General features: G+C 73.8%; 9 protein-coding genes. 6 read left to right on the top strand and 3 right to left on the bottom strand.

The genetic code is table 11. The annotated features are described in order from the left end of the window. The 5 genes from MHY29_RS09435 to MHY29_RS09415 all read left to right on the top strand — a co-directional run. Nucleotides 1-264, top strand: a 264-nt coding sequence (locus tag MHY29_RS09435) for a hypothetical protein (RefSeq protein WP_370643501.1), incomplete at its 5' end; no start/stop codon positions are given. 87 nt (nucleotides 265-351) lie between these two features. Continuing rightward, the gene (locus MHY29_RS09430) at nucleotides 352-1,059 is read left to right on the top strand and encodes a response regulator transcription factor (RefSeq protein WP_239240577.1); all 708 of its coding nucleotides are present in this window, start codon (nucleotides 352-354) and stop codon (nucleotides 1,057-1,059) included. Between the two features lies 1 nt (nucleotide 1,060). Further along, nucleotides 1,061-2,812 carry a cell wall metabolism sensor histidine kinase WalK gene (locus MHY29_RS09425; protein WP_239240574.1) on the top strand — a complete coding sequence of 584 codons (1,752 nt, stop codon included), beginning with the start codon at nucleotides 1,061-1,063 and terminating at the stop codon, nucleotides 2,810-2,812. A 117-nt stretch (nucleotides 2,813-2,929) separates the two neighbouring features. After that, complete coding sequence (locus MHY29_RS09420; RefSeq protein ID WP_224355586.1) at nucleotides 2,930-3,220, top strand: WXG100 family type VII secretion target; 291 nt, start codon at nucleotides 2,930-2,932, stop codon at nucleotides 3,218-3,220. Between the two features lie 63 nt (nucleotides 3,221-3,283). Continuing rightward, nucleotides 3,284-4,225, top strand: coding sequence for a DUF4031 domain-containing protein (locus MHY29_RS09415; RefSeq protein WP_224355587.1), 942 nt, complete (start codon nucleotides 3,284-3,286; stop codon nucleotides 4,223-4,225). A gap of 81 nt (nucleotides 4,226-4,306) precedes the next feature. Here MHY29_RS09415 and groL read toward each other — a convergent pair whose 3' ends face one another. Both groL and MHY29_RS09405 read right to left on the bottom strand, forming a co-directional pair. Continuing rightward, nucleotides 4,307-5,938: a chaperonin GroEL gene (groL, locus tag MHY29_RS09410; RefSeq protein WP_224355588.1), complete on the bottom strand. Its 1,632-nt coding sequence runs from the start codon at nucleotides 5,936-5,938 to the stop codon at nucleotides 4,307-4,309. Between the two features lie 321 nt (nucleotides 5,939-6,259). Beyond that, complete coding sequence (locus MHY29_RS09405; RefSeq protein WP_239240571.1) at nucleotides 6,260-7,015, bottom strand: LytR C-terminal domain-containing protein; 756 nt, start codon at nucleotides 7,013-7,015, stop codon at nucleotides 6,260-6,262. A gap of 51 nt (nucleotides 7,016-7,066) precedes the next feature. Here MHY29_RS09405 and MHY29_RS09400 point away from each other — a divergent pair, with 51 nt between their 5' ends. Beyond that, nucleotides 7,067-7,744 carry a uracil-DNA glycosylase gene (locus MHY29_RS09400; RefSeq protein WP_239240568.1) on the top strand — a complete coding sequence of 226 codons (678 nt, stop codon included), beginning with the start codon at nucleotides 7,067-7,069 and terminating at the stop codon, nucleotides 7,742-7,744. A gap of 12 nt (nucleotides 7,745-7,756) precedes the next feature. On the opposite strand, the gene MHY29_RS09395 is transcribed toward MHY29_RS09400, so the two are convergent. Beyond that, on the bottom strand, nucleotides 7,757-9,363 hold a 1,607-nt coding region (locus MHY29_RS09395; protein WP_239240565.1), incomplete at its 5' end, for a threonine/serine exporter ThrE family protein.

Below are 9,363 nucleotides of genomic sequence, written 5' to 3'. Positions count from 1 at the left end.
ACCACGGGCCCCGCGGCCGACGACGACGCCGTCCCCGCCCCCTCCGGCGCCCGCCGCGCCCTGCGTGTGCTGCTGACGGCCGGCGTCGTCCTGACCGTGGTCTCGGGGCTGGGGCTGCTGGGGGCGCTGGCCGCGTACTTCCTGCACGCCACCCCGGCGTTCCTGCCGGCGCTGTACGCCGTGAGCCTGTTCGGCCTGCCCCTGGGGTTCACCCTGATGGTGCTGCACGTCGTGCTCTCCGCGGTCCTCCGCGCCCGTTCCTGACGCGGCCGGGCCCGTCCCTGGGGGGTCCGTCCGCACCAGACAGGAGGTGTCCAGGAATCGTCCAGGCGACGGTCACACACTGGAGGCATGCAGTCCCAGACACCCGAAGCCCGGCTCCTCGTCGTGGACGACGAGCCCAACATCCGCGAGCTCCTCTCCACCTCCCTGCGCTTCGCCGGATTCGAGGTGCGCGCGGCCGGCAACGGCCGTGAGGCCCTCGATGCCGCGGAGGAGTTCCAGCCCGACCTCGCCGTCCTGGACGTCATGCTCCCGGACATGGACGGCTTCACCGTGACCCGCCGGCTGCGCGCCGCCGGCCGGCTGTTCCCCGTGGTCTTCCTGACCGCCCGGGACGGCACGGAGGACAAGGTCACCGGCCTCACCGTCGGCGGGGACGACTACGTCACCAAGCCGTTCTCCCTGGACGAGGTCGTGGCCCGCATCCGCGCCGTGCTGCGCCGGACGGCGCCGCTGGACGACGACTCGGCGGTGCTGCGCGTGGACGACCTCGAGCTCGACGACGACGCCCACGAGGTGCGCCGCGGCGGCGAGGTGGTGGACCTGTCCCCCACCGAGTTCAAGCTCCTGCGCTACCTGATGATGAACCCCAACCGCGTGCTCTCCAAGGCTCAGATCCTGGACCACGTCTGGGAGTACGACTTCAACGGGGACGCCTCCATCGTGGAGTCCTACATCTCCTACCTGCGCCGCAAGATCGACGTCGGCGGCCGGGACAAGATGATCCACACCAAGCGCGGCGTGGGGTACATGCTCCGCACCGCCGACAAGCGCTGACATGGGCCCCCGGCTGGGCGTGGCCGCCGCGCGCCTGCGCCACCCCCGCACGTGGCTGCGGGGCTGGTGGGGTGCGCGGCCCCTGCGGACGAAGCTCGTGGTGATGATCACCGCGCTGATGATGGTCCTCGTGGCCGTCATCGCGCTGGTGACCGCCGTCCTGTTCCGCACCGAGCTGCTCCGCCAGCTGGACGACGACCTCTCCCACAACCGGGACGAGGTGTCCATCTACCTGACCACCATGTCCCAGACCGGCGGATACTACACGCCGCAGCAGTCGATCCTGCGCTTCTACGGCGTCGTGTGGGACACCTCCGGCAGGGCCGTGGTGAGCACCCCGCTCATGCCCGGCGCCGACGGTCCTGCCCTGGAGGGGATGACGCCGGAACAGGTGGACGCGCAGGGCTCGGCGTCGTTCGAGGTGCCGGGCACCACGGCGGGCTCCGACGGCTGGCGGGTGCAGCTCTACCACCTGCGCAGCGGCGAGGGCTCCCTGGCCATCGCGCTGCCGCTGCACGGCGTGAGGACCTCCGTGGAGCGGGTGGTGACGCTCGTCGTGACCATCGGTCTGCTGGGGACGGCGGTGTCCGTCGTCGCCTCCAACCTGCTCGTGGAGCGGGCCTTCCGCGCCCTGAACCGGGTGGAGCGCACGGCCGCGAAGATCGCCGCCGGTGACCTGTCCCAACGCGTGGCCTACGCGCCTCCCTCGACGGAGGTGGGCCGGCTCTCCCGCTCGCTCAACGCGATGCTGGCGCACATCGAGACCGCCTTCCGGGACAAGGAGGCATCCGAGGACAAGATGCGCCGGTTCGTCCAGGACGCCTCGCACGAGCTGCGGACGCCGCTGGTGACCATCCGCGGGTTCTCCGAGCTGTACCGGCACGGCGGGATCACCCGCGAGGAGGACGTGGCGGCGGCCATGGGACGCATCGAGTCCGAGGCGGGCCGCATGCACCGGCTGGTGGAGGACCTGCTGACGCTGGCACGCCTCGACGAGCAGCGGCCCCTGGAGCACGAGCCGGTGGACCTGCTGGTCCTCGGCATGGACTCCATGATGGACGCCTCCGTGAACGCGCCGGACCGGAAGGTCAGCCTCGTCGGCCTGGACGGCGGGCCGGCCGGATCCGCCCCGCTCATGGGGGACGAGAACCGGATGCGCCAGGTCGTGGTGAACCTGATGACCAACGCCCTGCGCTACACGCCGGAGGGCACGCCCATCGAGATCGCCGTGGGCACCCGCGACGCGTTCGGCGGGGACTCCGGCGTGGACGGGACGCGCCACTCGGTGATCGAGATCCGCGACCACGGGGCCGGGGTGTCCGAGGAGGACGCCGCCCGGATCTTCGAGCGCTTCTACCGCGCGGACGCCTCCCGGCACCGCGAGACCGGCGGCACGGGGCTCGGCCTGGCGATCGTCGCGGCGATCGTGGCGCAGCACGGCGGCTCCGTGCGCCTGCTGGAGACCGAGGGCGGCGGCGCCACGTTCTCCGTGCACCTGCCCTGGGCCGCCCTGGAGGACGACGCGGACGACGACCTGGACCTGGAGGACGACGACGCGCGGCCCGGCGCCGGGGTGCCGGCGGGCCGGCCCCCCACGGGGGGGTCCACGGCCGCCGGATCCGCGGGGGCCTTGGAGACCGGTCAGCGCCGCCGGCTGGCGTGGGCGGGCGAGCGGTTCCGCCGCGCGTCGGCTGCCCGGAGGCAGGCCCAGGCGGGGACCTCTCCTGCACAGGCCGCCCGCGACGGCGCCTGATCCCCCGGCGGGTCCCTCCGCCCGGAGGGGCCCGGAACGGCCCGCCTACCGTGGGAGCCGCGGCACCCGCCGCGCTCACGACCGCCGGGGCACCCGGCGCCTGAAGAGGGGGACCACATGACCATCGTCCAGATCGACGTCGAGGACCTGCGCGCCAAGAGCGGCGCCGTGGAGGGCTCCATCGCCCGCCTGCAGACCGAGGTGAACACCATGGAGGCCAACCTCCGCCAGCTCGAAGGCACCTGGCGCGGCCAGGCCGCCGCCAACTTCCAGGGCGTGCTCACGGAGTGGCGCGCCACCCAGGCCCGCGTGGAGGAGTCCTTGGGCGGCATCCGCCGTGCCATGGACCTCGCGGCCACCCAGTACTCGGACACGGAGGCCGCCAACGCCGCGATGTTCCGGCTCTGAGCCGGGCCCGTGCCGCGCCCCGTCGCCCGTCCGGGCGGCGGGGCGCGGTCGTAGGGTGGGCGCATGGCCGTGCTCATCGATCCACCCCGCTGGCCCGCCCACGGGACCGTGTTCTCCCACCTCGTCTCCGACGCGTCGCTGGAGGAGCTGCACGGCTTCGCCGCGGCCCACGGCCTCTCCCCGCGGGCCTTCGACCTCGACCACTACGACGTCCCGGCCCACCGGCACGCCGAGCTGGTGGCCGCGGGAGCCCTCGCCGTGGACGGCGGGGAGCTGGTGCGGCGCCTGATCCGTTCGGGACTCCGGGTGCCCGCCCGCCGGCGGGACGGCCGCGCGGAGCCCGTGCTGCGGCGCCGGTGGGCCCGGCTCTTCGCGGGGACGGACGCCTCGCCGGACGCGGTCACGGCCGCCGGGGCCGAGCTGCTGGGGCGCTGGTCCGAGCCCCACCGCCGGTACCACGCCCCCGCGCACCTGCTGGCCGTCCTCCAGGCGGTGGACCTGCTCTCCGCCGCCGGGGAGGACCTCGGGCCGCACCCCCTCGCCGTGCCCCTGGCCGCCTGGCTGCACGACGCCGTCTACACCGCCGACCCCGCCCGCGGCCCCGGCGCCGACGAGGAGGACTCGGCGCGCCTGGCCGAGCGCCTGCTCGCCGCGCCCGGCCTCGCGCTGGGGGACGACGTCGTCGCCGAGACCGCCCGCCTGGTGCGCCTCACCGCCGAGCACCGCCCCGCCCCGGACGACGCCGCGGGCGCCGTCCTCTGCGACGCCGACCTCGAAGTCCTGGGCCGCGCCCCGCACGACTACGAGGCCTACGTCGACCTGGTGCGCGCCGACTTCGCCCACGTCCCGGACGAGGCCTGGCGGACGGGCCGCGCCGCCGTGCTGGAGGGGCTCCTGGGGGCGGACCGGCTCTACGCCACCGCCGCCGGCCGCGCCCGCTGGGAGGACCCCGCCCGCGCCAACCTGGAGCGCGAGCTCGCCGCCCACCGGCCAGCACTTTCGTGAAAGAAAACGTCGCTACCGTCCCGGTAGACCGGGATGGTAGCGACGTTCTCCTCAGCGAAAACGCTGGGCGTCAGCGGGTGGTCACATCATGCCGCCCATGCCGCCCATCGGGTCCATGCCCTCGGCGCCTGCGGCGGCCTTCTCCGGCTTGTCCGCCACGACGGCCTCCGTGGTGAGGAACAGGCCCGCGATGGACGCGGCGTTCTGCAGCGCGGAGCGGGTCACCTTCACCGGGTCGTTGATGCCCGCGGCCATGAGGTCCACGTACTCGCCGGTGGCGGCGTTCAGGCCGTGGCCGGACTCCAGGGACTTCACCTTGTCGGCGACCACGCCCGGCTCCAGGCCGGCGTTGAAGGCGATCTGCTTCAGCGGGGCCTCGATGGCGACCTTCACGATGTTCGCGCCGGTGGCCTCGTCGCCCTCGAGCTGCAGGCCCTCGAAGGCCTTGGCGCCCGCCTGGATCAGGGCCACGCCGCCGCCGGCGACGATGCCCTCCTCCACAGCCGCCTTCGCGTTGCGCACGGCGTCCTCGATGCGGTGCTTGCGCTCCTTGAGCTCCACCTCGGTGGCCGCGCCGGCCTTGATGACGGCGACGCCGCCGGCCAGCTTGGCGAGGCGCTCCTGCAGCTTCTCGCGGTCGTAGTCCGAGTCGGTGTTCGCGATCTCGGAGCGGATCTGGGCCACGCGGCCGGCGATCTGGTCGGCGTCGCCGGCGCCCTCGACGATGGTGGTCTCGTCCTTGGTGATGACCACCTTGCGGGCGGTGCCCAGCAGGTCGAGGGAGGCGTTCTCCAGGGACAGGCCCACCTCGGAGGAGATGACCTGGCCGCCGGTGAGGATGGCGATGTCGGCCAGCATGGCCTTGCGGCGGTCGCCGAAGCCCGGGGCCTTCACGGCCACGGACTTGAAGGTGCCGCGGATCTTGTTGACCACGAGGGTGGCCAGGGCCTCGCCCTCGACGTCCTCGGCGATGATCAGCAGCGGCTTGCCGGACTGCATGACCTTCTCCAGGATCGCCACCATGTCCTTCACGGTGGAGATCTTGGAGTTCACGATCAGGATGTACGGATCCTCGAGGACGGCCTCCTGGCGGTCCGCGTCGGTCACGAAGTAGCCGGAGATGTAGCCCTTGTCGAAGCGCATGCCCTCGGTGAGCTCGAGCTCCAGGCCGAAGGTGTTGGACTCCTCGACGGTGATGACGCCCTCCTTGCCGACCTTGTCCAGGGCCTCGGCGATGAGGGAGCCGATCTGGGCGTCGGCGGCGGAGATCGACGCGGTGGCGGCGATCTGGTCCTTGGTCTCGATCTCGCGGGCGGCGGAGAGGAGCTCGGAGGTGACGGCCTCGACGGCCTTCTCGATGCCGCGCTTCAGGGAGATCGGGTCCGCGCCGGCGGCCACGTTGCGCAGGCCCTCGCGGACCAGGGCCTGGGCCAGCACGGTGGCGGTGGTGGTGCCGTCGCCGGCCACGTCGTCGGTCTTCTTGGCGACCTCCTTGACGAGCTCCGCGCCGATCTTCTCGTACGGATCCTCGAGCTCGATCTCCTTGGCGATGGAGACGCCGTCGTTGGTGATGGTGGGGGCGCCCCACTTCTTCTCCAGGACGACGTTGCGGCCGCGCGGGCCGAGGGTCACCTTGACGGCGTCGGCGAGGGTGTTCAGACCCTTCTCCAGGCCACGGCGGGCCTCTTCGTCGAATGCGATGGTCTTGGCCATGATGCAGTCCTTTCTGGACGGGTGCTTCGATTCGCGCCTGACCCGCAGCGGTGCCCGCGACGGACGGCCCCGGACCGGGGCCTCACCGATGGAGCAGGTCCTCCACCTCGGGCGGCCGCCGGCCGGGTACTGCTGGCAGTCGCACCGCGGGAGTGCTAGCCCCATTATGAGCACTCACCACCGGAGAGTGCAAAGCCCGCGGGCGCCCTGCGACGCCGTTCCGCAGGGGGCGAAAAGGGCCCCCGTCCGCGCCTCCTTCCGGAGCGCGGGCGGGGGCCCGGGACGGCCTGCGCGCGTCAGCGCACCGGCCGCCTGCGTGGGTCAGCGCACGACGACGACGGCGATGCCCGGCACCTGCAGGTTCGGCACCTGCTGCACCGGCATGCCCAGCTCACGGCCGACGGCCTCGGCGGCCGCCCGCTTGTCCGCGCCGTTGTACATCACCGTGTTCGAGGTGACGCGGAAGCCCGGCCAGTTGTCCGCGGTGACGCGGGTGTAGCCCGCGCCCGTGAGACGGTCGGCGTAGGAGGCGGCCAGGCCGTTCCTGCGGGTGGCGTTGTAGACGTTCACCGGGGTGGACTTCACGGCCCGATCCGCGGACTCCTGGGCCGCAGCGGACCGGGAGGCCTCGGCCGAACGGGACGCCTCCGCAGAACGGGACGCCTCCGCCGACCGGGACGCCTCCGCAGAACGGGACGCCTCCGCCGACCGGGACGCCTCGGCGGCGCGGGAGGCGTCCGCGGCGGCCTGCGCCGACTCGGACGCGGCACGCTCACGGGCGGCGGCGTCGGCGGAGGAGGCGTCGGCCGCGGCCTGCGCGGACTCGGAGGCGGCGCGGGCGGCGTCGTCGCGGGAGCGCTGCGCGTCCGCGGCGGCCTGGGAGGACTCCGCGGCAGCCTGGGAGGACTCGGCGGCGGCGCGGGACTCGACGGCCGCGTCGGAGGAGGGGGCCGCGGCGGACTCGGCGCCCGCGTCGGACGACGGGGCCGCCGGGGCGGCGGAGTCGGGGCCGCCGGAGGACGAGGCGTCGGAGCTCGGCGCGTCCGACGAGGACGAGGAGGCGTCGGCGGCGGGCATGGCGGTCACTCTACTGGGGCCCTCCGGGGCCGCACGGCTACGCTCGGGCCCATGGACCTGATCTCCCCGCTCGATCCCGGCTGGGCCGCCGCACTGGCAGACCAGGAGGAGGCGCTCGTCCGCGTCGGCGCCGAGCTCACCGCCCGCCGCGCGGCCGGCGAGCAGGTGCTCCCCGCACCCGAACACATCCTCCGCGCGTTCCGCCAGCCCTTCGCGGACGTGAAGGTGCTGATCGTGGGCCAGGACCCCTACCCGACGCCCGGCCACCCCATCGGCCTGTGCTTCGCATGCGACCGCCACGTTCGGCCCCTGCCCCGCTCCCTCGCCAACATCCACCGCGAGCTCCACGACGACCTCGGCGTCCCGCCCGCCGCCCACGGCGACCTCTCCGCGTGGACGGGCCAGGGCGTGCTGCTGCTGAACCGGGTGCTCACCGTGCGCGCGGGCGCGGCGGGCAGCCACCGCGGCATCGGCTGGGAGCAGATCACGGAGGCGGCCGTCCGCGCACTCGTCGCCCGAGGCACGCCCCTGGTCGGCCTGCTCTGGGGCAACGACGCGCGGCGCCTCGCGCCCCTCCTCACGGCGGGCGGCGCGGGCGTCGTCGAGTCCGCGCACCCCTCCCCACTCAGCGCGAGCCGCGGGTTCTTCGGCTCCCGCCCGTTCAGCCGGGTGAACGCGCTGCTGGAGGCCGCCGGGGCCTCCCCCGTGGACTGGCGCCTGCCGGACTGAGGCCGACGCCGCTCAGCGGGTGTGGCCCTCCGGCCCCGGCGTGGACCGCGCCGGGGACAATCGCTCGGTGACGGGCCGGGCCAGGGTGTCGCCGAAGACGGCGCCGGCGCCGATGCCCACGATGATCACGAGGGCGTTCACGATGCCCGCAAGCCCCGCCATGGTGGAGGCGGACTCCACGGTGAACTCGTAGAGACCGCGGAAGACGGCGAAGCCCGGCAGCAGGAAGAGGATGGCGGGCACCACGACGACGATGGGCGGCGCCCCGACCCGCAGGGCCACGATGCGTCCGGCGAACCCCACCATCGCGGCCGCGGCCGCGGGCAGCAGCTGCGCGCTCACTCCCAGGCCGGCGACCACGGTGTGCGCCGCGAACGCCGCCGCGGTCACCGCGCAGGAGGCCAGGAGGGTCCGCCAGCCGGAGCGCTCCACGACGGCGTCGCATGCCGTGGCGGCCACGACCAGGGCCAGGAGCAGGGTGGTGGGGTAGGCCGTGGACTGGGTGGCGGCCAGGTCCAGGCGGGCGATGCCCAGCATGTCCGTCAGCCCGACGGCCACCATGATCCCGGCCATGATCCCGATGAAGACGAGCATCGCGGAGATGAAGCGTCCCGCGGCAGTCACCGGGAAGCCGTTGATCGCGTCCTGCACGGCGGTGACGAACCGTGAGGTGGGCAGGAGCATCATGATCCCGCCGGCCACCACGATGGCCGGGTTCACCGGCACGTGCAGCGCATAGGCGCCGAGGGCGATCAGCGTGGCCAGGAACGCCCCGATCATCACGGAGTAGATCTCCGGCAGGAACACCGAGGTGCGCGTGTGCAGCCAGAACACGAACCAGGTGGAGACCATGCCCAGCAGGGAGCCCTGCCACGTGCCCCCGATGAAGGGGATGAAGCAGGCCACGAACACCCCGGCCAGGAGGATCTCCACAGCGGGCGGGTACGGCTTGGGACGCCGGCGGATCTCCACCAGCCGACGCTGCGCCTCGGCGCGCTCCAGGGTGCCGTCGGAGATCTCCTCGACCAGCCGGTGCACGGCCACGAGGCCCTCGAAGTTCGTGGAGTAGGTGCGGACCACGCGCTGCAGGGTGTACGGCACCTCGCCGCGGGACGAGTCCGGGGCGTAGTTCAGGGAGATCGCCTGGTTGGTCAGGTCCACCTCGGTCTCGTGGATGCCGTACGCCTGGGTGACCACGATGATCGAGGTCTCCACGTCCAGGGAGGTGGCGCCGAACCCGAACATCGTCTCCCCGAGCTTGAGGGCGAAGTCCAGGGTGGTGCGCGCCTCGAGCGCGGCGGCCTCGGTGTCCCTGCGCTGGCGCAGGGTGGAGCGCATCCGCTTGCCGTACGGCGAGGCCTGCAGCCGGTCCACCAGGACGATCGCCTGGGTGGGCAGCACCTCCTCGAACACGGCACGGTGATCCTCCCGGGTGCGGCGCCGCCGCCGGCGGCCGCGGGGCTCCTCCGGGCCGTGCTGCTTGAGGGGGTCCGGGACCACGACGTCCGGGACGGCGGCCGCGGCCTCCTGTGCGGTGGGCGCGTCCCCCTCCGCGGGGGCGAGCACCGAGGTGGGCACGGGCTCCGAGAGCGGGGGCGCGGTCAGGGGCGCGTCGGCGG

It is taken from the genome of Micrococcus sp. ACRRV (assembly GCF_022346985.1).
In the GTDB taxonomy this organism is placed as follows: domain Bacteria; phylum Actinomycetota; class Actinomycetes; order Actinomycetales; family Micrococcaceae; genus Micrococcus; species Micrococcus porci.
This window is presented reverse-complemented; position numbering and strand designations above follow the sequence as displayed.

Coding starts and splice junctions, on each gene's coding strand:
- MHY29_RS09430 (WP_239240577.1), top strand. CDS start 352: ATGCAGTCCCAGACACCCGAAGCCCGGCTCCTCGTCGTGGACGACGAG.
- MHY29_RS09425 (WP_239240574.1), top strand. CDS start 1,061: ATGGGCCCCCGGCTGGGCGTGGCCGCCGCGCGCCTGCGCCACCCCCGC.
- MHY29_RS09420 (WP_224355586.1), top strand. CDS start 2,930: ATGACCATCGTCCAGATCGACGTCGAGGACCTGCGCGCCAAGAGCGGC.
- MHY29_RS09415 (WP_224355587.1), top strand. CDS start 3,284: ATGGCCGTGCTCATCGATCCACCCCGCTGGCCCGCCCACGGGACCGTG.
- groL (WP_224355588.1), bottom strand. CDS start 5,938: ATGGCCAAGACCATCGCATTCGACGAAGAGGCCCGCCGTGGCCTGGAG.
- MHY29_RS09405 (WP_239240571.1), bottom strand. CDS start 7,015: ATGCCCGCCGCCGACGCCTCCTCGTCCTCGTCGGACGCGCCGAGCTCC.
- MHY29_RS09400 (WP_239240568.1), top strand. CDS start 7,067: ATGGACCTGATCTCCCCGCTCGATCCCGGCTGGGCCGCCGCACTGGCA.